21 protein-coding genes, 1 tRNA gene and 1 pseudogene are annotated in these 24,217 nt (G+C 37.4%); 7 read left to right on the top strand and 16 right to left on the bottom strand.

Annotated features, from left to right (window positions below):
* Positions 1 to 105: 105 nt before the first annotated feature.
* Genes Q0507_RS03355 through Q0507_RS03340 form a run of 4 tightly spaced genes read right to left on the bottom strand, consistent with a single transcriptional unit; the run spans position 106 to position 3,052 of the window.
* On the bottom strand, positions 106 to 930 hold the full coding sequence (locus Q0507_RS03355; protein WP_298712353.1) for a hypothetical protein: 825 nt from the start codon (positions 928 to 930) through the stop codon (positions 106 to 108).
* A 15-nt stretch (positions 931 to 945) separates the two neighbouring features.
* Complete coding sequence (locus Q0507_RS03350; RefSeq protein ID WP_298712350.1) at positions 946 to 1,830, bottom strand: hypothetical protein; 885 nt, start codon at positions 1,828 to 1,830, stop codon at positions 946 to 948.
* 13 nt (positions 1,831 to 1,843) lie between these two features.
* Positions 1,844 to 2,431, bottom strand: a complete 588-nt coding sequence (locus tag Q0507_RS03345) for a RadC family protein (protein ID WP_298712347.1) — start codon at positions 2,429 to 2,431, stop codon at positions 1,844 to 1,846.
* Between the two features lie 27 nt (positions 2,432 to 2,458).
* Positions 2,459 to 3,052, bottom strand: a complete 594-nt coding sequence (locus Q0507_RS03340; RefSeq protein WP_298712344.1) for a hypothetical protein — start codon at positions 3,050 to 3,052, stop codon at positions 2,459 to 2,461.
* Positions 3,053 to 3,492: 440 nt separating this feature from the next.
* Here Q0507_RS03340 and Q0507_RS03335 point away from each other — a divergent pair, with 440 nt between their 5' ends.
* From Q0507_RS03335 to Q0507_RS03310, 6 genes and pseudogenes are all read left to right on the top strand, one after another.
* Positions 3,493 to 5,667 (top strand): hypothetical protein, encoded by a 2,175-nt coding sequence (locus Q0507_RS03335; protein WP_298712341.1) that lies wholly within the window; start codon positions 3,493 to 3,495, stop codon positions 5,665 to 5,667.
* A 150-nt stretch (positions 5,668 to 5,817) separates the two neighbouring features.
* The gene (locus Q0507_RS03330; protein ID WP_298712338.1) at positions 5,818 to 7,953 is read left to right on the top strand and encodes a hypothetical protein; all 2,136 of its coding nucleotides are present in this window, start codon (positions 5,818 to 5,820) and stop codon (positions 7,951 to 7,953) included.
* A 2-nt stretch (positions 7,954 to 7,955) separates the two neighbouring features.
* Positions 7,956 to 8,375, top strand: coding sequence for a hypothetical protein (locus tag Q0507_RS03325; protein ID WP_298712335.1), 420 nt, complete (start codon positions 7,956 to 7,958; stop codon positions 8,373 to 8,375).
* Between the two features lie 68 nt (positions 8,376 to 8,443).
* Positions 8,444 to 9,853 (top strand): site-specific integrase, encoded by a 1,410-nt coding sequence (locus Q0507_RS03320; RefSeq protein ID WP_298712331.1) that lies wholly within the window; start codon positions 8,444 to 8,446, stop codon positions 9,851 to 9,853.
* A 197-nt stretch (positions 9,854 to 10,050) separates the two neighbouring features.
* Positions 10,051 to 10,228, top strand: a pseudogene (locus tag Q0507_RS03315) (IS3 family transposase); the annotation flags it as partial.
* 233 nt (positions 10,229 to 10,461) lie between these two features.
* The gene (locus tag Q0507_RS03310) at positions 10,462 to 11,631 is read left to right on the top strand and encodes a site-specific integrase (RefSeq protein ID WP_298712328.1); all 1,170 of its coding nucleotides are present in this window, start codon (positions 10,462 to 10,464) and stop codon (positions 11,629 to 11,631) included.
* 148 nt (positions 11,632 to 11,779) lie between these two features.
* On the opposite strand, the gene Q0507_RS03305 is transcribed toward Q0507_RS03310, so the two are convergent.
* From Q0507_RS03305 to purB, 11 genes are all read right to left on the bottom strand, one after another.
* Positions 11,780 to 11,856 (bottom strand) — tRNA-Arg (locus Q0507_RS03305).
* Between the two features lie 48 nt (positions 11,857 to 11,904).
* Positions 11,905 to 12,897, bottom strand: coding sequence for a 5'-nucleotidase, lipoprotein e(P4) family (locus Q0507_RS03300; protein ID WP_298712325.1), 993 nt, complete (start codon positions 12,895 to 12,897; stop codon positions 11,905 to 11,907).
* 359 nt (positions 12,898 to 13,256) lie between these two features.
* Positions 13,257 to 14,720: a catalase gene (locus Q0507_RS03295; RefSeq protein WP_298712322.1), complete on the bottom strand. Its 1,464-nt coding sequence runs from the start codon at positions 14,718 to 14,720 to the stop codon at positions 13,257 to 13,259.
* A gap of 327 nt (positions 14,721 to 15,047) precedes the next feature.
* The gene (locus Q0507_RS03290) at positions 15,048 to 15,332 is read right to left on the bottom strand and encodes a hypothetical protein (RefSeq protein ID WP_298712319.1); all 285 of its coding nucleotides are present in this window, start codon (positions 15,330 to 15,332) and stop codon (positions 15,048 to 15,050) included.
* Between the two features lie 88 nt (positions 15,333 to 15,420).
* Positions 15,421 to 16,785, bottom strand: coding sequence for a DNA polymerase IV (gene dinB / locus Q0507_RS03285; RefSeq protein WP_298712316.1), 1,365 nt, complete (start codon positions 16,783 to 16,785; stop codon positions 15,421 to 15,423).
* Positions 16,786 to 16,787: 2 nt separating this feature from the next.
* Positions 16,788 to 17,132, bottom strand: a complete 345-nt coding sequence (locus Q0507_RS03280) for a helix-turn-helix transcriptional regulator (protein WP_298712313.1) — start codon at positions 17,130 to 17,132, stop codon at positions 16,788 to 16,790.
* Between the two features lie 539 nt (positions 17,133 to 17,671).
* Positions 17,672 to 18,955: an adenylosuccinate synthase gene (locus Q0507_RS03275; RefSeq protein WP_298712310.1), complete on the bottom strand. Its 1,284-nt coding sequence runs from the start codon at positions 18,953 to 18,955 to the stop codon at positions 17,672 to 17,674.
* A gap of 74 nt (positions 18,956 to 19,029) precedes the next feature.
* Positions 19,030 to 19,302, bottom strand: coding sequence for a helix-turn-helix domain-containing protein (locus Q0507_RS03270; protein ID WP_298712307.1), 273 nt, complete (start codon positions 19,300 to 19,302; stop codon positions 19,030 to 19,032).
* A 1-nt stretch (position 19,303) separates the two neighbouring features.
* Positions 19,304 to 19,555, bottom strand: a complete 252-nt coding sequence (locus tag Q0507_RS03265; protein ID WP_298712356.1) for a type II toxin-antitoxin system RelE/ParE family toxin — start codon at positions 19,553 to 19,555, stop codon at positions 19,304 to 19,306.
* 374 nt (positions 19,556 to 19,929) lie between these two features.
* Positions 19,930 to 21,078 carry an MFS transporter gene (locus tag Q0507_RS03260; RefSeq protein ID WP_298712304.1) on the bottom strand — a complete coding sequence of 383 codons (1,149 nt, stop codon included), beginning with the start codon at positions 21,076 to 21,078 and terminating at the stop codon, positions 19,930 to 19,932.
* Between the two features lie 114 nt (positions 21,079 to 21,192).
* The gene (purB, locus tag Q0507_RS03255; protein ID WP_298712301.1) at positions 21,193 to 22,488 is read right to left on the bottom strand and encodes an adenylosuccinate lyase; all 1,296 of its coding nucleotides are present in this window, start codon (positions 22,486 to 22,488) and stop codon (positions 21,193 to 21,195) included.
* Positions 22,489 to 22,781: 293 nt separating this feature from the next.
* On the opposite strand from purB, the gene Q0507_RS03250 reads away from it, so the two are divergent.
* Positions 22,782 to 23,192 (top strand): CAAX protease, encoded by a 411-nt coding sequence (locus tag Q0507_RS03250; RefSeq protein ID WP_298712298.1) that lies wholly within the window; start codon positions 22,782 to 22,784, stop codon positions 23,190 to 23,192.
* Positions 23,193 to 23,337: 145 nt separating this feature from the next.
* On the opposite strand, the gene Q0507_RS03245 is transcribed toward Q0507_RS03250, so the two are convergent.
* Complete coding sequence (locus Q0507_RS03245; RefSeq protein WP_367268443.1) at positions 23,338 to 24,195, bottom strand: hypothetical protein; 858 nt, start codon at positions 24,193 to 24,195, stop codon at positions 23,338 to 23,340.
* Positions 24,196 to 24,217 lie beyond the last annotated feature (22 nt).

Genomic DNA, 24,217 nt, shown 5'->3' with positions numbered 1-24,217 from the left:
TAACGTAAGAATACCCATGAAAGGTATTTTCACCTGTTTTTTCAATGTAGCTACAACTTTTCATAGCAAGAGATAGCTTTTCATATAATGCAGTATTTGTCATTTTTATTCCTCCGCTTGCACACCAGTTCGTGCTAAATAATAACTTAAGCCAACAGATGCATCCATATGTACATCTCCATCCCAACGATATGTAAAATGATTTAAGACGTCATTAATTGTTGACTTGTCAACCTCACCATATTGCGAAATTAGATTTTTCCATAAAGGATATGTCTTTTCGCTTAAATACGCTTGAATTTCGAGTGTATCATGTAATGTAATAGGGGATTCTTTTAGCAATCGTTGTATCATCTCTTTTGGAGTTTCTGTATTTCGATTCCAGTTGATTGTAGCGACAATGATAGTTCCGCTACAAAGGTATCCTGTAACTCTACAATTTTCCTCAATGAGTAGAAGTGTAGGTTCACTATGATTTTTATGTAAATCTAATAGTGGTACTGGCCAATAGGAAACAACTTCAATTTCCATATGATTTTGTTTTTCAGCACATTGTAATTCAGATATATTAGATTGAGAAATACCCACCATATACAACCATTCTTGGTTATCTATAGTGGGTAAGATAAATTGGTACGTATATCGATTATCTTGTGTTGATGTAAGCTCGTCTCTTTGTTTCCATGCATCTTGTAAAGGTGTCTTAGAGCTGACTTTATTAAATATAAGATGTGGAATTTCAGTATAGGCTAATGAGTAAAGTGTAGGGGTGTGTTTATTTTTACTATGAATGACTGCCAAATCTGAAATGAGTGATTGTCCACGCTTACATATATAGCGATCTAGTACCTTAATTTTATTTTGTACTCTTTTTACCAAAGATACATAGAGATCTGTCTCCGTAATAATAATACCGCAGTATTGTGTCATAATGCTTCCTTTCTACTATGCTGACTTAACTTGTTGTGCTTCTTCAATCGCTTTGCATTGAGCGGATACAGCACAATAGCTTTCACATTTTTTACCATGCCAAGTTTCACGTTGGCTACATTTCTTTGGCACTACACCCGTTTCTATAGCTTGTTGTAACCGCTTTGCTTTAGCTTCCATATATCGTTTCAACCAATGATTGCTGATTGGGTTGATAGGAATAAGATATAACGGCTTTGTAATACCTCGTTCAAAAGCAATACGTAGTCCTGTATCACGGCATAAGGCTTGAATCACCATAGACGATACGGTATAATTTTCTTCTTCTAACAGTAGTCTGTAATAGTTCAATTGTAAGGCCCAATCTAACACATGACGTACTCCATCTGTGAATAATTCTTTTCGTGTTTTAGGTTGGCCTTTTTTTACTCCCGTCTTATATACTTCACCAGTTTCAACATCTTTTTTATAATGCCCTAATGCTTTCATAAGCTTATATGAGCTGGTTATTTTTAGATCACCTAGCGTAGTATCCGTATTGGATAACACTTGCCCATATAAATCAAATTGCCCTGTTGTGGTGGTATTTTTTAAGCGTTCTTCTGAAAGCATGTTACCGCTAGTATGGCGTTCTGTAATTGTATGCACAGCTGACCCATGTAAAGCGTATAGTTGCTTTTGTGGATCTACGGCATATTCAGTAATCTTTTTGAGATATAATTCGCGAGTACCACTTAATAACTCGGTAACAGATGGTTTGGTTAAATTACGTTCTAGTGAGGTAGCCACCGCTCGTAATGTAGGTAAAAACATGCATCTCGTACCTTGTGGGCATCGCAATAAGCATTCATACATATTAATTTCATCCCCATTAGGACAAATAAATCGTTTGGCTGGCATAATCATATCCTCCTTATAATTGTCCGCATTCACTCATACTATGAAATTCACCATGTCCGATGATGATGTGGTCTAGTACTGGAATATCAAACAGTCTACCCGCTTCAGCAACTCGTTTAGTACATCGAATATCTAATTCACTTGGATGAGAATCGCCAGAAGGGTGGTTGTGGACAATGACAATCCCACAAGCTTTCAGACGAACGGCAGAAGAGAAAATGCATTTAATATCTAGAGAGGCTGTTGTTACATCACCAATAGAAATGTCTTCTGATTTTATTAGATGATTTCTGGCATTAAGATATAGCACGCGTACATGTTCGGTTTCAAAGTACTGCATATCTGACATAGCTTTATAGATATCAATAGGTCGTCCCACATCAATAGGGGCTTTACGAGGCCTATTTTGCACATTCTTAATAATGGATTTAATGGCACGTAGCTTGGCAATGCCACGATTTCCCATACCTGGTGCATCATACCACTCAGATTCTTCTGCATGGAATAATGCATCATATGGATCTCCATAACGTTCCACTAACTCTTGAACGGATGCTTTTGGCAAAATTTCTGTTAACATAGCTTCAACTGTAGTATTCATAATAGATTCTCCTTGTATAAAAACAAATTATTTAGATTCATAACTGGAAATTTGACACCAATTATTTGTATTTAACGATTTAATATGACGATTGATTTTAGAGCGAATCGCTTTAATACCATCGAAGATATCAATATGTAGCGAAGGAAATGTCGCCACTAAAAATCGCTGTAAAGTAGTTAGGTTTAGAAAATAGTTAATATCATAGGTTTCATCAATGTATAATTCAATCTTGAATCGAATAGGTAAGTATACATGTGATGTATCTGTATTAATATAGGTCAGTTCAGAGCGTTCTTCTGATACATAATGTAATTTAATATCAGGGGACAAATACACTCTACAATATTCCATATCAATAGGGTGTGTATCGCCTTCGCTTTCTGTATGAATACGTAAAATATATTCTTTTGTTTGATTATGCTGATAAAGATCATAATCAAGAATGCTATGTTTTCGGCTGTCCGAAAGCATATTGGCTAACATACCCATGCGAACAAGAGGCACATCTAAACGCTCGACTTGGTTTCTGAAAGCCCACTGTAAGGATTTCAGTAATGGCTGTAATGCTGACTGATGCCTACTTATAAATAAGAATGTGTTTTGGTAATATTTGATCATACAAATCCTCCCATAAAAAATACCCCTAGGTATCAATGCACCTAGGGGTTAACCTTAAGGAATAGCTATATATGCTATCAAAATAATAATATATAATTAAGATATCAGAGTTTAACAACTACAAGTAGAAACGTTACTTATACGATATTAACTAAGACGAAACAAGACTCTGTCATGGTATTTATCATAGATAATATTAAGTTCTAAGCCCCTTTGTCAGAACCCTTATTGTATGCAACAAAGAGGGCCGGCATTGTATGCCGCCCCTCTGCGGCATACAATAACCCTTCTGACAAAGTAGTCTTAGAACTATACCGTCTTACAATATAAAAACTGTCTCTTGTCTTGTCTTAACACTATATACTTATATAAAATATGGAAAAAACACATATTTTATTAATTTTGAAAGAGTTTAATTTAAGACAGGACATAGGACAAGTATGATAACTAATAGTGAAATGCAAAAAAAAATTATAAATAAAAATATTATCCTGTACACCAATATAGAAAAATCTATTCACTTAGAGTTAATAGAAAAACCGACTTCAGAACAGATTCTCTGGTACCAATCATTAAGATGCCACTTACTATCTACAGAAAACAAAATAACTGCTTCTACTAATAATAATGAAACCATGATATCAACTTTACAAGTACCTGTCCTACTATTAAAAAAGATTGGACTACTACATAACGTTGACTTGATTGATGATAATCAAAATATAGTAACTATTGAAACATTTTTTGCCTCGGATATAAATACGGTATTACAATCCCCTAACATACAGTCTATAGATGGGATTTATAATAGCACGTTTCAAACCCTCTTCCCCAAAAGTGAAGGATGGCTAAGCAAAAAAATAGTTCCTTACCTAAACAGACTCTATAAGTTGATCTACAACGAATTAGATGTAGACTACCTAGAAGCGCTCAAAGGCAAAAATCCGCTTGCTACAATTCGAGTAATCAATAACGAACGATATAAAAAATATGAAGAAAACTTAAACCGAGAAAATCAAATAAAAAAACAAAAGTCGAAACTAAGGAAGCCTCACCCCAGCGATTCTCCCGATTTAATTGACACATTATTACAACCGAAATCTAACTATGAATCATATGATATAGAAAGTTATGTAGGATCCATCATTGCATTACTTATACTACTAAGAAAATATCATTTACAACATCTTGAGACACAAATACAAAAGAAACTTTCCAATAACACTCACACAATATCATTAGATGAATGTATCTATAATGTAGAAAATGCAAAAAAAGGTAAAATTAGTATCCAAAAAATCTTAGATGCATACTTACAAAATAGTGCTAAACATACAAACTTAGGAGAGCAATTCCATGCCATTCTCCTTTTTAACAATGCTATAACCACAACGCAAGAATTCTCAACATTATTACTATTAGCAAGAGTAGAAACATCATTTATAACTCCACTAAACATAGTAAAGAATTTCATATTTTTCAATAAAGACTCTTGGTCTGCTTTACCAAGTCAGCAAAGTAGTCTTGGACACGGACCTGAAGGCAAAGTCAGTATGAACTTTGGCAAATTAATATTCACCAAAAATTGGCGTTGGAGTGATTTTAAATTTTGGCCGCCTAAAACTATATCGGATTCTAACTCTGAACTAGGATATAGTCCAGGAGATTGGTCTGAACTCATTGAAAATAGCTATATAAATAGGCTTTATCCATTGTTATCCCACAATAACAATGATAGTAGCGTCAATATCCCATTCATTGTAAACCGATTTAGCGTATTAACAGACTATTTAACCATATTATCAATATACCCATATGAGTATGGCTTAGAACAAATGCCCGATATTACTAAATCTTTTTATAAGCATGATGAGAAAAACCAATTTTGGTTACTAAGGAATCGTTTCTCTACAGTTGTTGCCAAGTTAGAACTAACACGTGCCTACCAGAAAGAATTGAACTATATTAATACTGTAAAACAATTGCAACCACTCATTGATGTATCCTATCTAGAATTAACCAAACTGCTTGAAGAACAAAACATTTCGACAAAACCTAAGAATGTATATATTAATCTTAGCAACTTTACTTGTAGCAACAATAGAAACCTAGCTAGATATATCACCAACGAAACTGATGATACCACTATTAAAGACTTCATCAATTTTCTTAATTTACATAAACGACATATTAGCTATTACATCATTGATACTATCAATACTACGCGAACCTACGCGCCAAGCAATAATATGAATATACAGTTCAAACAAGCTTACCTAATTTCACTGAAGCTCCTATATTTCATCTATCAAATATCGCCACGAAAGTTTACATCAGTAAGCGAAAAAAATATGAATGAAAATATAGACGAAAAGATCTATAAAAACATTCTATTTCCCTCATCAAACAGCTCTATTCAGACAAATATTTTAATGAAAACTCTTAAAAACTTTTTATTTGAACCAATAATAACAACTATTATATTTTCCATAAAGCCACAATATTACTTTTATAAACCATTCGGAACAAAACTTGAACAATATAAGGATTTTGTAAGCTATCTTTATGAAAGTTCACTTATAAGTATTGAAAATAACCTCATAAGAAAATTCTAAGTGAAGCAAGGGCCCTGCTCTTGCTTCATTTTTATTTCACTTTATCTAAAAACTAAAAATTAATCATTCCTTATGTAACATTAAGAAATCAACTAAGATGATTCATGAGCGGATTTGCTCATGAAAATTTTTTTTAAGGAGGTACTCCAAATGTACGAATCACTATTACCTAAAATACTTCAAAAAGGTATTGAAAAAAAAGAGGAATGGAGAAGAAATTCAGCTACTAAACCCGCTGAACAACTACAACCAGTTCAAAAAAACACCGCATTTTCTATAGATTCTAATACCCCAGGATTATCAAAAACTAATAACCCTGTGGTGAAAACATATATAGAAAACAAACATAAGGTCACAAAGGGCTATTTCGATGGTTTAAAAGCATCAACAAACGCTACAGCTAAAATGAATAATCTTATTAAGCCATCCAATACTAGCTTAAGAAGTCCTTTATCGGCTACAACTGATAGTATAGCCAACACTACCACAGCAGTTGCTCTCATTCCTCCATCTAACAAGGTGATCACTAATGTTCAATATCCAGGTGTCACCATTCAATTTGGGGACTACGAATGGGATTATAACCGTGGTACGTTATATTACCGTAAAAGTTCTGATAAACGAATTGAAATTGCTAACTTTGCACTTGCAATCCAAAGAGTAATTGAAATTCGTGACAGACTTGATAGCTCTGGTGAAACTCACTACCAAGTTCAAATCACCCATGCTCAAGGGTGCATGTCAAAAAGCATCTTGGAAAATCGATATAAGTCTGAACTAACTAAAATTGGGGAAACAATAAACCCTATTTTCAATATAGTTCACAAAAGTTTGTTCGATCGTTACCTTTCAGATGTAGTAGCGAAATATTGGGAACAAGGTGGACAAAAGAATCTCGAATTAAATATCCATGGCTGGATATGTTCTTCTGCTTCCCATATATATCAATACGCATTTAATAACACTCAGGTTCAAATGCCAGGCTGGACTGCATACGTCATCAATGGCGTAGACAAAGCAAGTTCTTCTGGTATGGCAAGAACATTTTTAGATTCGTATCTACGGATTTCTAAAAATGTCAATCTGTTATTAACCGCATTGCTATATACATTGCAAACGCACATAGCCCTACCTTACAAAGAAATCACGGGGCAAAGATTACAAAGTGCCATGGTTTTTCAAGGGGAAACACAGCATGGGAAGAGCGTATTAGCGCATTTACTTAGTCGTGGGCTCCAAAATAAATGCCACAATGATTACTTCTATAAGTTTGATGGTACTAATGCTTCCATTAGCCATATTCTGGGAAAACATGGTCAGGGGCTCTATGTATTTGATGATATTTATAGAAAAGCCCTGACTGATGAAAGCAAATCTGATGTAGAAAAGCTCAATACAATTGCGCGTATCCTCGGGGATGGCATTATAGCAAGCAAAATGAAACGCTTTGGTAATGGGCTTGAAGATGCAAAACCTTTTGATGGCGGTGTCATCATCACTGCAGAATTATCACCTGTAGAAAATGAATCTACCCAAGGTCGTCTTATTATCAATAAATTTGATAGAGTCGCCCATATTGACTTTGATAACAATCAAGATTTAACGCTTCTTCAAACATCCCCAGAGTTATTTGACGCATTCTTATCGAGTTGGATTTCATTTATGGAAGTCCAATTCAAACAAGCCCATATGGACTTGAAAGACCGTCATCATATACTGTATCAAGCATTGCAAAAACAAAAGCTCCATACACGATTATGTGCCTATGGATCAATGGCGCTCAATACCTTGTACTTTTTTGTACAGTTTTGTGAAGCACTTGGAATTTCAATTGATTTCACAAGCGCCAAGCAGCATATCTTGAATATTCTTCAGGCACAACATCTGGAATATCGTAGGCACTCTGATGCAGATGCTCTTCGTGAACTTATTGCGGATGCTATCAACTGTGGTCATCTTCCTATTGCGGATAATAAAGAAAGCTATAGTAGAAATATGGCTGGTTATATCGATAATGAAGGTCATTATTGTATTATTATCGCTCGTTTAGAGGAGATTCTAAGACAGAATGGATACACAAAAAATGATTGTGTAGCTATGTATGAAAAACTCTTCAACCAGGGTTTATTAGATTCTACTAGTCGCACAAGTCATAGAATGTCATGCGGTAATCAACGCCCCTACTACTTTCGTTTTGCTCCTGCAATCATGGAAAACGTAGAATACCGCAATCCAATTCAATTAACAATCGATAATGCATTATTTGTAATGAAAGGACATAACTAATCATGAAAGACGTAGTTATCAAAGCAACAGAAAAAAATTTAACGCCTGCAATTGAAGAAGGTATGGGATTCTTTATTATTTCTCGTAACAAACTTCAAATATGCGAAACGCCAATGGAATTGGCAATAGCCTTACAAGAATTATCTGATTATGAGCCTATAATGCTCACGAAAGGATCACTAGGTACATTACATGCCGAAATGGCTCGTTACGATATGATCAATTCTATTCGTACATTGAGCTCTCAAGAGATATATGATGAGTTACCTGCACAAAATAAACTAGTAAAGGTAATGACGCTCATGCCTCCTACAACTCCAGATTGGACTAAAGGTATCCCAGATATGATAACTATTGATATCACCGAGCAGACCGCTGAAAGTATGTTCGAATCAACTGATTCTGGAAACACCGATAGCTAAACATATTGCTTTGTTATTGTTAACCTCTAAAATGGTCATTTTATATATAGAAAGGAGGCCATTAGATCATGCAGCAACATCAAAATGGCCTCACTCTAAAAGAACTGGCCAAATTTATAGGAGTTACAACTCAAACCGTACGTAACAAGCTAAAACATCAAGGCTTACTTCTTACAGCTAACCATATAGGCAATAAAATTGTTCTTACATTCGATGATTGTAAAAAATTTATTGCCTCTTCTTATCCATGTTTGTATAATCGGTTTGTCAATTGCCAGCCTATACAAACAATGGATACCGAAGCACTTACAATGTATCCTATACCTAAGGGTAAAGGTCGAATCACTCGCATAAAGCAACGAAGCGGTAATGCCTACTTTTATATACGAGATCTGCCATTATTCTATAAAGAGGATGGCGAAGTATTTATGTATAAATCAGAAAGTTTCACATCTAAAAAACTTGCCGAAGCCAAACGCTTATTCATCATTAGTGAGCGTGATGCCGGTAAGTATAAATTTGATTACCTTCAAGAATATTTACAACGCTCCACTAGTAAGGCTGACGATAAAAAGAACAAGAAGCTACAACAAAGCTACTACGACTTCTGTGTGAACTTTTACAATCAAAGGTGCCTTGAAGAAGGAACTAAACGATTATATTTGACAATCATCGAACGTCGTATAAAGGTCTTCTTTGGTAATATGACTATCAGTGAACTCACAAAAGGTCATTTACAAGCATTTGTTGATAACTACTCAACCAATATTCCCAAAATGTTTACTGTATTGAATGCTACATTAAGCAAGCTTTACAGCTTAGACCTTATCCCTGAAGATTTTAGCAAACGGCTAATAAAACCTGATGTGAAGACGGTAAAACACCCGAAGTTCCCTTTAACCGCAGATGAAGTATCACGTTTTCTTCACTACTACAAAGGGCATTGGCTCGAACATGCTATGCATCTAATTTTCAATACAGGTTTACGGGTTGGAGAATTACTGGCTCTAACCTGGGATGATATCGAAATACTGGACGATGCCAAAGGCTATGTTCACATTCGACAAGCTATTGGTCTAACTGAATTTGGATATGGTCTAAAATCCACTAAAACAAGCTCTAGCATACGCAAAGTGCCTTTTAATAGTAAGACACTAGTGAACCTATTAAGAGCGGCACAGAGCAAAAATAAAACGGGTTGGGTCGTTGAAAACAAATCTAGAACCGGACGCATCTATCCGGATAATTTCCGAAGCCGTTACTTTAAATCAGTAGGTGAAAAACTAAACTTCCCACATCCCCTAACCTCTCATGTAGCACGACATACCTACATCTCGCATTTAGTAGCCAAAGGTGTACCTTTAGCTACGATTGCTAAGTGGACTGGACATAGTACAATTAATATGATTGTAAATGTATATACCCACGCTATAACAAATACAGAGTTCGAGCTGAAACTTGCAGAAAGCTTATATTAATAATCACTATTGGTTATATGACACTCTATACTAGTCAACTAAAAGAAAATGAAGTGGACCCCAACAAAGGGCCCACTTCATTTTTTATTAGTTACCTAACTTTAATATACCCAGTCATAAACTCATAGACGGTATTTTGTATATCAATAGAATCTGTTATCTCCGATACAGCACAGACGAAATCTGGATATGCATTCCAAAGCATAGCCTGTAAAGGAAATTATTTGGATAATAGCGTGATCAAAACTTCTTTGGCTTGTTGAAGTCTGAGTTGTTATATTTGAAGAGTTTACTTCCTATGAAGATTTTATCAACAAATTAAAGGATTATATTATTTATTACAATACAAAACGCATTAAGCTCAAATTAAAATGAATGAGTCTGGTAGAATACCGAACTCATTCTCAAAAATTAGCCCAATTATATCTGTCCAAGAAAATGAGTGCAGATCATACGTAGAGAGGCTTTTTGCCATTTTCTATTAAATAATTTATGTTCTTACCGCTATATGAGTTATAAAATCTCTTGTCATCTATTCCATATACCTGTACACTAAATCTGCAAAGTGTCATTCGGCTATATTAGCATCAGAATAGGAGATATCATCTATGTTTCCAATACCTACTGGTAAAGGCCGAATATCTAAAATTACTCAACGCAGTGGAAAAACGTATTTCTACATAAGAGATTTACCATTGTATTATTGTAAAAATGGTACACTTGTCCCCTATAATTCCAAAGGGTTCGAATCAAAAGAGCTTGCCGAAGCCCAACGTTTACTGATTATCAATGAGCGCGATGCTGGCAAACATCAACTTGATTATCTTCAATATCATACACAGTACACCAGCAATAAGATTAACACTAAGCAAAGTAAAGCCTTACAACAAACCTACTACGACTTTTGTGTCAATTATTACAATCAAAGGTGCCTTGAAGTAGGTACTAAACAATTGTATGTAACAATCATAGAAGACCGTATAAAGCCTTATTTCGGTAACATGACCGTTAGTGAGCTAACAAAGGGTACCTTACAAGCATTCGTAGATAAATACAGTACTAATATAAAAAAGATGTTCACCGTATTGAATGCTACATTAAGCAAGCTTTACAGCTTAGACCTTATCCCTGAAGATTTTAGCAAACGGCTAATAAAACCTGATGTGAAGACGGTAAAACACTCGAAGGTCCCTTTAACAGCAGATGAGGTATCACGTTTTCTTCACTACTACAAAGGGCATTGGCTCGAACACGCTATGCATCTAATTTTCAATACAGGTCTACGATCACAAGAATTATTGGCATTGACTTGGGAAGATGTTGAATTTCTTGATGATGCGAGAGGATATGTACACGTTAGACGGGCAATTGGTCGTACTGAATCAGGATATGGTGTAAAAGCTACTAAAACGCCTTCTAGCGTACGCAAAGTGCCTTTTAATAGTAAAACCCTTGTTGAATTATTAAAGTCAGCAAAGAGGTCGAATAAAACGGGTTGGGTAGTAGAAAATAAAAGCAAGACCAACCGAATGTATCCTGATAACTTCCGTAATAGGTACTTTCGAGATGTAGGTAAAAAGCTCGGTTTTGCAACCCCCTTAACATCTCACGTCGCTCGACATACCTATATCTCGCATTTAGTGGCTAAAGGAGTTCCTCTGGCTACAATAGCACAATGGACTGGTCATACCACAATCGATATGATTGTAAATGTATATACTCATTCTGTCACAAGCAAAAAGGAAGAATTAGATTTAGCAAAAGAATTATTTACATAATTCCATTCGTATTACTCTTATATGCTAGCATTTTGCTTGCAAAAAAATTTATGCTAGCAAGCCCATTTGCTAGCATAATTCAGCTAGTTTAGTAAATATAGCAAAAGGCATAAGGCCCTCAAAAGCCTTATGCCTACTATATTTATACTGGTGCGCCTAACCGGAATCGAACCAGTGACACGCAGTTTAGGAAACTGCCGCTCTATCCAACTGAGCTATAGACGCATGTACACTTTATTATATCGTTTTTAATAAAGTATACGCAAGGCGTCCTTATTGTTGTAGGTATTGGTTATTCACTTGTTTTTGTTCTTCTGGGCTAAGGTTTTGGTAGCCTTTTGCCAATGCACTCACCCAAGATCCATAGGCAGGGTTTGGGAATACCACAAAGGTAGTACCAAAGTCTTCTTTATGAGCATCGATGATGCTATTTCTTTCAGCTAGTGTCTTACCTTTTGTGCCGATTGGGAAATCACCGGCGTTATCGCCCATGTATACCACAACGTTATATTTTTTAGTAATCGCATCAAAACGAGGTTGTTTGTCAGAGTCTTTTTCGAATAGTAGCACATGGTCTTTATCAACGGATGGGAATCCTAGTTCTTTAAAATTCTGTATCGTTACATCAAGGTTTACAGGTGCGTAGCGGTTTGAAACATAGAAGATTTCTACCCCTTGTTTATGTACTTCATTTAGAAATTCAACAGCGCCAGGCATGGCTTGCGATTTGCCTTGATGCACGGCTTGACGCCACCAAGGAGCATCAAAACGGCCATTACCATTTACAATGCTTTTACCCATCAACTTAGTATTATCCACTACGGTTTCGTCCGCATCAAGAACGATAGCTAAAGGTTTTCTTTGATGAGATGGATCAGTAACGGCCATCTTAACGACATTCATTGCCACATTATACCCTTGATACGCCAACGCTCTGTACTCTGCAGAGGTACGCATCCATAGCAAGCCCATCGTTTCAGTTTCGGCTTGGTACTGTTGCTTTTGTTTGAGGGCTTCCTGTGCCGCTACATCATTAGCTACTACATTATTAGTTACTATATTATTTGTTGTAGCACTAACTCCATCATTCTTAACTGCTGTAACAGTAACAGGCTGAACTGGTTGAGCCTGCGTTACAACAGCAGCAGAAACAGGGCTATTTGTTTTTACCTTAGTCGGAGAATCCGCTTGTACCACAGGCCCCATACAAAGGCTTCCTCCAATACAAGCCACCGCCACATACCATGCCAAACTACTAGATTTCATAACTGCCTCCTATTCACATGTAACATTTCGTGTAAATTCAACACATCATATAATTCTACATAGTTATACTAAAATCCTTTTAAAATTTGTATATTTTTAACACAACAAAAGGGCCCTTGGTACATATCTTTAATAACATTTAGTTTGGATATGATTAACAAAGGCCCTTTTAAGAGGTTTATTTATTGGTTTTTATAAGATAATTGGTGTCAGTGTATAAAAATTTTGTGTGAATTTAGATTTTTTATAGATTTGTTTTTATATAAGTGTAAGAGAGTTATTAGTTAAGAAAGTTCTTTTCAATCGTTAGTATTATTTAGATAAACTATTTTAATGTTGCTTAAATAATATCTTTAGTCTTATTTCACATCACTAAAGTCAATGTCCATGCCCAATGCTTTGGCAACGCCTTCACCATAAGCTGGATCACATTGGTAGCAATGTTTTGCATGACGTTCTTTGATAAAATCAGGTACGCCATTCATAGCCGCTGCGGTGTTATCAAATAAAGCTTGTTGTTGTTCAGGGCTCATGAGGCGGAACAATTTACCTGGTTGTGTAAAGAAGTCAGAGTCGTCTTCATAGAAGTCATATTGGTAGGCTGGGCCAGATACGTCGAGAGGAGGATTTTTAAATTCTGGTTGTTCAGCCCATTCTCCGAAGCTATTAGGAGCATAGCCAATTGTAGAACCATGATTGCCATCTATACGACCTTGACCATCACGATGATAGATATTTACAGGGCATTTAGCGGCATTCACAGGGATTTGATAATAATTTGCCCCTAGACGATAGCGTTGCGCATCGGCATAAGAGAACAAACGACCTTGAAGCATTCTATCAGGAGAAAAAGAGATACCAGGAACGATGGTTGTTGGTGCAAATGCAGCTTGTTCTACATCTTGGAAATAATTTTCTGGGTTGCGATTAAGTTCCATCACACCAACTTCAATCAATGGGAATTCGTCATGATACCATACTTTTGTTAAATCGAATGGATTGTATGGCATATTGTTAGCTTGTTCTTCTGTCATCACTTGAATGCATAATTTCCATTTAGGGAAATCGCCTTTTTCAATAGCCTCAAAGAGATCACGTTGGTGACTTTCACGGTCACTAGCTACCACATTAGCAGCCTCAGCATCGGAAAGATTTTCAATCGGCTGTTGGCAAACCCAATGGAATTTAACCCATACGCGCTCATCGTTTTTGTTGATAAGACTGTATGTATGACTGCCGAAACCATGCATTGTGCGGTAGGATTTAGGAATACCACGGTCACTCATGACGATTGTTACTTGGTGGATCGCCTCTGGCAAGCTAGTCCAGAAGTCCCAGTTTGCTGTCGCATCGCGAAGATTTGTTTTCGGATTCCGTTTTACAGCGCGGTTCAAATCAGGGAATTGCAATGGATCGCGGATAAAGAATACAGGTGTATTGTTACCTACGAGGTCCCAGTTTCCTTCTTCCGTATAAAATTTTACGGCAAAGCCACGAATGTCGCGTTCTGCATCGGCCGCACCACGCTCACCGGCAACGGTGGAGAAACGCACGAATAACGGCGTTTGCTTGCCTACTTCAGAGAAAATTTTTGCTTTCGTATATTTTGTAATATCGTTAGTTACTGTGAAAGTACCAAATGCACCGGATCCTTTAGCATGCATGCGGCGTTCAGGAATCACTTCGCGCTCAAAATGAGCTAATTTCTCCATGAGCCAAACATCTTGCATCAGTACAGGACCACGTTTACCTGCTGTAGCAGAGTTGCGATTATCTGGTACGGGAGCGCCAAAGGCGGTTGTTAGTTTCTTTTCATTATTCATGTTACAAACTCCTACTTAGAGATCAGAATGAAAGTAATTTACTTTACATAATTTTTTAGATTATACATCTCAATTAAGATAAATATTATTAACGGATAATTATTATCTATTAATCTGTAATTAGAATATCACAATTTTTTTAACAGAACAACCCTAAACCTTTATAAATCTTGTATACACGATATCATTTACAAAAATTAAATGAGAATTGTGGCATTATATATATTTAAATGCGAACTAAATCTCTCTATCAAAATAAGCAAAATAAAAAACACCTTGTTCCTACGATAATAGGATACAAGGTGTATTTGGTTTACGCCGTTTTGTTTACGCTGGACGACTCCAGTCGACTTGTACGTCGATTGCTTCCCACATACGTGTCAAAGCTAATTTAAAGTTATCCAAAGATTCTAATGGTTTTACGTTCAACCGTTCATACGTATCAAGACCTGTAGCATGCTCGATAGCATGTTCGTTATTCAAGTACGCGATTACCTTATCAACCCACTCTTGTTCAGGTAAATCTACGGACACTGTTTTTGCTTCTGTGTCATAGGACAAGAAGCCATTGCTGTTTATGCCATAATGGATGGCCACACGAAATAAACTCATATCTATACCTCTCTTGCGGTAATTTATTAACACTATATTCATATTGTAACACGAATAATTACATTAGCGAAAGTATTCAATATAAACTTTATGAGTCCTTTTTATCAGACTCTGTATCCACTGCAGCTTTCAACTCTGACCGTTTTCTACGTATCCCATTGTCTCCGTGAAAGCGTTGCCATAGTGCCCCGCTCATGACAGCGGTCTCCCCGAATTTAGACTCTAAGGAATCTAATACACTAGCTAACTTATCTTCCGTTTCATCCTGTGGTGATTCAAAGAGGCTATCCTGCATAGGAACCTCCTCATCGAGTCCGCTAACAGTAAGGCCTAACAAACGTATAGGACCAGGCGGCTCCATAAAGGTAGTTCCTTTAGAACTACTATATTTAGAATTCCTAGACTTTACCTTTGTAGTTGCCCCTAACGTTTCCACATCTTTCTTCGTACCTTTAGGCTGCTTACTTGTCTTATCTTGCATCAGTTTATTCCACAGGATCAGTGCAGTTTCGAAAAATACATGCTCATGGTCTGATGGTGTATCTAATCGTTTTTGTCTTGATACGGTAGTGAAATCATCGTAGCGCACCTTAATAGATACAGTATGACCATAGAGATTGCGCTTACGTAGACGTTTAGACAAGCGGTTTGCAAAGTATCTAAACTCTAGCTCAATAGCACTGCCCTCTGTGAGGTCTTCTTCGTAGGTTTCCTCGGCTCCAATAGATTGTATCTTTCGCGCTGTTTCAACAGGTCTATCATCGATACCATTCGCGAATTCCCATATGCGCTTCGCCTGGTTTCCAACGAGGGGAATTAAACTACTTTCATCAGGCAAAGCTTGAATATGGCGCATCAAATGAAAGCCTCCATTTCTCAAAATCTTCTCTGTACGAGGGCCGACGCCCCAAATACGTTTAATAGGCAAAGGAGCTAGCACCTCTTTTTCACGACCATATGGGATGACCACAAGACCATCTGGTTTATCTAAATCAGAAGCCAATTTAGCAAGGAATTTATTAGGAGCTAAACCTGCAGAGATAATAAGCCCGGTTTCCTCGAATACACGATCTTTAATGGCTCGCCCTAGCGCTTTAGGACCACTATACATGGAGGCCATGCCACTTACTTCAAGAAAGGCCTCGTCTACAGATAGAGGCTCAATATAAGGGGTAAATTCTTTCATAATGGAAAAAATTTGGTTCGACACCTCTTTATACCGATTCATCCGTGGGTATACATAAATGCCATCAAGACAGAGCTTCTTGGCCCTGGAAATTGGCATCGCAGAATGAACGCCGAATTTACGAGCCTCATAGGAACAAGTAGCTACCACACCACGTGAAGAAAGACCACCCACGATAACGGGGTGGCCTTTATAATCTGGATGATCCAGTTGTTCTATGGACGCGAAGAATGCATCCATATCAACATGCATAATCCAACGTCTCATTGTTACACTTCTTTTTCGTGCTCAGAAATACGGCAGTATTTAATTTGCGCGCAAATGCACTCATCCTTAGTTTTATATAATTGAGGAAGAATGTCTAAAATGTCGCCAAATGTAGCTTCGTTAATGGAGTAACGAGTCCATAAGCCATTACGTTGAGAGTTAACTACACCTGCATCAATTAAGATTTTCATGTGGTAGCTCAACGTAGATTGAGACAAATTGAAGCTCGCTAAAATATCAGCTGCACATAATTCATTGCAAGACAACATATCGATGATGTGTAATCTTGTTTCATCGCTTAATGCCTTAAAAATCGTCGCTAAACGTTCGTAAGAAACTTCAACCATATCTTTAACTCCTCAGATCCGTATCAAAAATTATCAATCTACTTCTTGATACTATTATATACTATTTCTTAATGTAAATCTATTTTTTTCTTTATATTTGTATCTTAATAATTTATTATGAATACAAAAAAATTATAGATGAGTAAATTTTAGCTTATTATAAACTCATTTAAGCCCACAGCAATCTGTATAATATGAATATTTTAAACAAATTTTTATCATATAGATTAATTTAGTTATACATTATTTCGTATATATAACAGTTGTACCCAATTATTTGCTATAGATTTTTCGATTTACTAATTTTTTGATAACTATATAGCATATTTCGATATACCGTACTACAGTAGTAATCTAAAGGATTAGATATAGAGTATATTATTTTATATTCTAAATACTTTCAATACAAAAGACCCCTCTACGAGGGGTCTAATCTGCATAATTCTATAAATCGATTGCATAGCGAAAATTTTTAAAATGTATAACACTATACCAGTACTATAAAATGTAGTTTTTCTATTATATCAAATTAGTATAGCTTAGAATACGTTTACTAGATCGATAGTTTGGCTACGGTTAGGGCCAACGGATACGATACCCAAAGGTACACCTGTTACTTCAGCAATTCGTTCTACATACTTGCGAGCATTTTCAGGCAATTTATCATATTCACGAATACCAGAGATATCTGTTTCCCAACCTGGCAATGTTTCGTAAACTGCCTCGCATGCTTCAAGATCTTTCAAGTTAGCTGGGAAGCCTTCTACGTCTTTACCATTTAATTTGTAACCTACGCAGATTTTCAATTCTTTGAAAGTATCAAGAATATCCAAGCGAGTAATAGCCAAATAATCAAGGCTGTTAAGACCTGCTGCGTATTTTACAACCATGAGGTCTAACCAACCGCAACGACGAGGACGACCAGTTACAGTACCGAACTCATGACCAAGCTCACGAAGGTTATCGCCAATTTCGTTAAGAAGTTCTGTAGGGAACGGACCCGCACCAACGCGTGTAGCGTAAGCTTTTACTACACCGAAGATATTTTTCAAGTAGTTAGGACCCACACCAGCGCCTGTGGAAGCACCGCCTGCGATTGGATGAGAAGATGTTACGAATGGATAGGTACCATGATCAAGGTCGAGCATAGTAGCTTGAGCACCTTCGAACAATACCTTTTTATCCTCTTGAACGGCTTTAAGAACAGCCGCATTAGTATCTCTTACATAAGGCTTCAAGGCTTCTGCGTATTTGGTGTAATCCGCTAAGATTTCATCGTAGTTAACCGGTTCAGCATCATATACCTTAGTAAGCATTTTATTTTTAAATTCTACATTGTACGCTAATTTTTGTTTGAATGTTTCCATATCATACAAATCGCAAATACGGATACCGATACGATTGATTTTATCAGCATAGCAAGGGCCGATGCCGTTTTTAGTAGTACCGATTTTAGCATCACCTTTAGATGCTTCCTCAGCATTATCTAGAGCGATATGGTATGGCATAATTACATGTGCACGGTCGGAAATTTGAAGGGATTTAGCTGATCTACCTTGCTTTTCAAGGCCTTCAATCTCTTGTAATAAAACTTTAGGGTCGATAACAACACCAGTACCCACGATATTTTGTTTATTATCATATAAGATACCGCTTGGTAAAAGGCGAAGCGCAAACGCTTTGTCATCTACTACAACAGTATGACCTGCATTATTACCACCTTGACTGCGCACTACAACATCCGCACGTTCTGCGATCCAGTCAACGATTTTACCTTTACCCTCGTCACCCCATTGAGTGCCGATAACCATACTTGTTGCCATATCTATATCCTCCATGTAACAATCGAAACAATTCATTTTTATTATACAACAATGTTCGGACTCTGTGAAAGTATTTATACAAATTCAATCTTTAGTTTCTTCCCAAAAGCACGGGCTATTTTTTGCAATGTTTTCAAAGATGGATTTCCATTTCCATTTTCAATCTTGCTAATATCGGATTGTGTAATACCGGTTAATTCAGATAATTGCATCTGAGTCATATGAGCGGCTAATCGCGCCTCAACTATATTCTGAATGATTTGATACTCATCATCTAACGTATCCCAATCTTTTTTAAACTTCGGATTTTTTAATTGTTTCTCTAAATATTGATCTAACGTTTCCATATTATGTATACCTCTCAATATAGTCATTTTTATACTTAACAGCCAATGTAATTGCATCCTTAGGCGTTTTCATAGATTTTTTAACAAAACCATTCGTCAAAACAATGCATTTTCCCACAAAAAAGAAATATAATATCCTAAAAATATTTGAACCTTGTTTTGTACGCAACTCATAAATGCCCTCTTCTAAATATTTAGACTGAGGCTCTCTCAAACGATTGCCATATAATTCGAGTATCTTTAGATCTCGAATTGTTTTAGCTTGCTACTTATCTGAAAGTTCATTTAAGAATACTTTTGCTGGTTTATCTCCACTTAGAGTTTCATAAAAAACAACAGAAAACGTATCCATCATATTCCTCCTAATACTAGAAGAAATCTTTACTTCAATTATATGTTAAAACATATATCCAGTAAAGATACCGAAATATAGAGATATAAAAATTTAAAGTCTTACTATATCCAATATAGATAACTGGTTCATTAAAGTAAACAAATAGGAGGTGACCATTAGTCACCTCCCATGTATTGACATTTTAACTAGTCAAAATATTCTATTTTAATTCTTTCATACAATTCAGCTACTTACCTACCATCACATCTTTAATATGATTTATTGCAGCGATGTTATTTTGGTTCTTTTAACCAGAAGCTCATTAAGAGCCCCATCAATCCTACCGGTATCAACGTCATCAATGCAGTTTGTACGTCATAGATATCTGCCAAGTGTCCAATATAAGGCGCTACGAGGCCACCAAGAGTTATCCCTAAACCCAAAGTAACTCCCGACGCAAAGCCTGCATTTTTACCAAGGTATTTTTGCCCTAAAACGGTAATGGGACCATATTGTGAGAATACACCGAAGGCCATCGGTATCATGGCACCAAAGAAGCCCCATTCATTTGGCACAAAGATAAAGACTAAAATCGAAGGCAAGAAAATAAGATTCCCTAAGCGCACTGTTTTAAGGAAGCCGAGCTTATCAGATAGCGCCCCGCCCATATAGGTAAGGACAGCGCCCATAGCAAAGTACAGCGTAAGTGCCAAACTCGATGTACTGGCTTCACCGTTAATAACGGTAATATACAAAATAGGAATAAATATAGATAATACGGAGAATAAAATTGATCGAGAAGCTATGACAAAAAACAGCTTGCCGAAGCTCACCCAATCATTTGTGCCCGTGTTAGCAGATTTAGCAAGGCTTTCACTTTCACTAGCACGAATCGTATCTGTTTTACCCGTAAAGGCGTACATATACAGCAATATGCCTAACAAAGCAATAGCGGTAAACACCCATAAGAAATGTCCGCCGAAAACGTAAACACCACCAGCGATGAGAGGCCCCAAAGCAAAGCCTGCACTGCCGCCCACCGCAAAGCGTCCCATGGCATTACCGATTTCATGTGATTGCGTATGATTCACAAGGAGAGCCGCCTCAGGATGGAATAACGCTGCCCCTACCCCCGCCAAGAGCGACAGGGCGAGTATCATTTCATAACTCGTAGCCATTGCCATGGCGCTAATGGACACGAGAGTCACCGTAAACCCAACGGGAATAAACCAGGGCACGCGCCACCGATCCGCCACATAGCCCAATACGGGCTGTGCCACGGAAGCCACCACGGTATTACAGAAAATGATGGAAGCCGATTGATAGTAATTAAGGCCAAAGTTAGCGATAAAAAACGGTATGAGTGCCGCCAGCGAACCTTGACCGAAGTCATTAATGCAGTGAAAAATAGGCGGTCCGTACTTTCGTATAATACGTTTCATATAACCTCCTAAAACAAAACAGGTAGGCACAGCCAACACCTAATGCATGAGCCCTAGGCTTGTTGGAATATACCTACCCTAATCTTTCATATGTTATGTGGGAAGTCCCTACAATTATAGGCCAAAGCGAGCCATGATTGTATCAACATGTTTTAGCAATTTATGTGGATCGAAGCATGCATCGATTTCTTCAGCAGTCATGTACTTCTTGATGTTTTCATCAGATTTAAGACCTGTCGCAAAATCTTTGCCTTCAAGCCAGCGTTCCATAGCGTATTTTTGAACCCAACGGTATGCTTCATCGCGCACTGCACCTTTATCTACAAGATGAGTCAAAATTGTTTGGCTGAATACAAGGCCACCAGTCAGATTGAGGTTTTTAAGCATTGTTTCAGGATATACCAACAATTTGTCGATGGTACGAATTGTTAAGTGAAGCATATAGTTCAACGCGATTGTTGCATCTGGCAAAATTACCCGTTCTACGGAGCTGTGAGAAATATCGCGTTCATGCCATAAAGCTTGATCTTCAAAAGCAGATTGTGCATAGCCACGAAGCAAGCGAGCCATGCCGCAGATTCTTTCACAAGTGATAGGATTGCGTTTATGAGGCATCGCGGAGGAACCCTTTTGTTTAGGGCTGAAATATTCTTCCGCTTCGCGCACTTCTGTACGTTGCAAGTGACGAATTTCTTTGCCAATTTTATCCAATGTGCCGCCTACAACAGCGATGGTAGACAATAATTCAGCATGACGATCACGCTGTACGACTTGCGTAGCAATTTTAACAGGTTCAAGACCTAATTTCTCGCATACATATTGTTCTACGAATGGATCGATGTTGGAGTAAGTGCCAACAGCACCGGACAATTTACCAACGGCTACGCTTTTACGAGCATGTTCCATGCGTTCAATATCGCGTTCTACTTCAGCCATCCACAACGCCAATTTTAAACCAAATGTAGTAGGTTCGCCGTGGATGCCGTGGGTACGACCAATCATAGGTGTATATTTGAACTCAGCTGCGCGACGACGCAACACTTCGTGCAAACGCTTCAAGTCATCAATCAAGATATCGCATGCTTGTTTCATCATGTAACCAAGCGCCGTATCTTTCACGTCTGTAGAGGTAAGGCCAAGATGGATATATTTTGCCGCTTCAGGACCTACGTATTCGCCCACTGCTGTTACGAAGGAAATGATATCGTGGTTCGTTTCCTTTTCGATTTCATGAATGCGCTCAACGTCGAAATTGCCCTTTTCACGAATTGTTTTTGCCGCTTCTTTAGGGATAATGCCCAATTCAGCTTGCGCCTCGGATGCGAGGGTCTCCACCAATAACATTGTGTCGAACTCGTTGCGTTCGCTCCAAATATGGCCCATTTCTTCTCGTGTATAACGTGGTATCATGATATCTCCTTTGCATGATAAAAGCTAGATTTATAGAATTATTGTACCATATGTGAAAGCTCCATTCAATGAAAGCGCCTAAATTTTCCGAATGATAATTATATTAATTTTGCTTATCGTTCGTGTTTATTGGTGATTTCGTATTTGTTTAAAATCAATTATTTATAACAGATACAGTAACTATCAGAATTCAGTTATATTAATGCTGTATCTATGTATTTATCCGAATAAAATGATATACTAGAATCATCTGAAATATACATGGACTTGTATATCATTACTGGGAGGCTTTCATGGCAAATTTAAATCGAAAAGAGCGCCGCGTACAGCGCAATGAATCTAATATAGCAGGCACTATTTTACGCTTATTCTTTGGGCTCAGTTTTATCGGCTTGGCCATAGTCCTCTTTGGTGAGTTTGATTACAACTTTATCTTCTCCATCTTTACGGCAGACATCATAGTATCCTTAATTTACGTAATGATGAATAAATCCCGCATTACTACATCATTAGCGGTACATACTAACGTACGCGTTATCATCGCATTCCTCATCATGTTAATCACTATGTTCTTCTACGCTTTTGCATTGTGGCGTGCCGATCAATTTAGCGCACCTATGCAAGCGACCTTGTTTATCGGTGGGGCCATTGTATACCTAGCTGTCTTTAACTCTACAAAAACGATGCTTACAAATCAAAATTAATACAATCCATATAATTAATTCTAGAAACATAACTCACATAAAACAAACATTTCATGGCAGTCCATAGCATCAACTAATACAATTGCTTATTACAAACATAACAAAAGAGGCATATCTTACATACTCTGGTATGTGATATGCCTCTTTATTGTCCTAAAACGACAGGAACTGCTAGATATACGGGTTCCCCTCTTCGATTGATGATAGAGCCACTACTTTTAATAATGCGCAGTGCTTCTTCTTTTACAGCTTGTGGTACCTCGTCCACGATGAGCGGCGTATGCTCCCCGACGATGACACGGCCATTAACATCAAAGTTAACGCGCACTACAACCTTACCCGTTACGATAGATCTCTTGCCCTGTTCTTGCACAGTTTTTAAATATTCTTGGGGGTTGATATCTGGCTTTTGTAAAAGCGCTTGTTGTCCCAGATTTAATAAACTCCAAGCTAGATTAGAGAGAAAGGATAAATCACTAGTTTCGGCAAAGCCGTTTCCCTCGGCATTGGGATCAGCTGTTATATCCTTACCTATAGGAAATTTGCTATCCTTAACAGACTTACTAGCCTTAGAATCATTTCCATTCATAACAACAGCTTGTTCATTGCTACTCGCTTCCGATTCTATGGCTTTTGGAATAGCCCATTCCCGATGAGCACTAGACACAGCATTACTTGCATTTAAATCTTTAGTGCTTGTATTTGAGTCGTTAGTACTTTCATCAGGCTTACGTTCCGGTACTATAGGAGTCGCCTTAGCTGCAGCCTCTTCAGGAGTCACAGTTTCAACTAGCAGCTTTTCCTCAGGCTTAGGCACAGTCTCAGTAACTTTTGTCCCTGCATCGCTTTCACCATCATCAGGCAGATGAAAGCTAACCTCTGCTGCATCATAAGCCACACCTGTTCCAACGATACCACGTAAGGAAAGCCCCATGCCAGAGATAAGCATAATTGTAATGCCTAAAGACACAATAAAAGGTTTCAGATAATGTGATTCAAACATGGAATCACTTCCGTTCCGTAGC

Source organism: uncultured Veillonella sp., from assembly GCF_938010505.1.
Classification (GTDB): Bacteria; Bacillota; Negativicutes; order Veillonellales; family Veillonellaceae; genus Veillonella.
The sequence above is the reverse complement of the archived record's forward strand: the minus strand, read 5'-3'. Positions and strand labels throughout refer to the sequence as shown.